Here is a 682-nt window from a genome sequence, read left to right on the forward strand (position 1 = left end):
CCGGCGCCGCCCCGCGCCGCGCGGGGCCGAGGGCGCCCCGGCCCCGCGGCCGGCCGCGCGGCGCGCGGAGCAGGCCCGAGGGCGCGGCCATGCCCTCCATGTAGACATGCACCACCCGCTGGTCCGGCTCGGCGATCAGCATGCCCTCCTGGCCCGGCGCCGCCACCACCAGCGGCCCCAGCGCCGCGCCGCCCTCGAGGGCGCCGGAGCCGGCGGCGATGCCGGTGAGCGCCGGGGTGCCGCCCTCCTCCAGGCTACCGAGCGCGATCAGCGTCACGCTCGACCCCTCGCGGCTCTGGACATAGGCCTGGGTGCCGCTGAAGCCGAGGCGCAGCGGCCCGCCGGGCACCGGCACGCGGTGCGCCACGGCGCGGCGCGCCAGGTCGATCACCGTGACGCGGTCCTCCCCCGGTTCGGGGATGAAGAGCAGCCGGCCGGTGGGGTCGGGGAAGAGGCCGGCGGCGCCCGGCGCGACGGTCCACAGCCCGACGGGCTGCCCCGCCGCGTCGAGCGCCAGCACGCGGCCGGCCGCGGCGTCGAGCAGCAGGGTGAGCTGGGCCAGGGCGGAATGGGCCGCCTCGGTGAAGCCGCCGCCGAGGCCGGGGAGCGGCGAGACCCCCTCCGCGCCCAGGCTGACCGCCCCGTCGGTGCCGGCGGCCAGGGCGCGGCCGGGGCCCAGCGC

General features: G+C 81.2%; 1 protein-coding gene. It reads right to left on the reverse strand.

Annotated features, from left to right (window positions below; genetic code table 11):
• Positions 1-682: YncE family protein (locus tag ACVMLK_RS21230; RefSeq protein WP_457487567.1), on the reverse strand; the 682-nt coding region annotated here is incomplete at both ends.

The sequence above is a fragment of the Teichococcus aerofrigidensis genome (genome assembly GCF_054073225.1).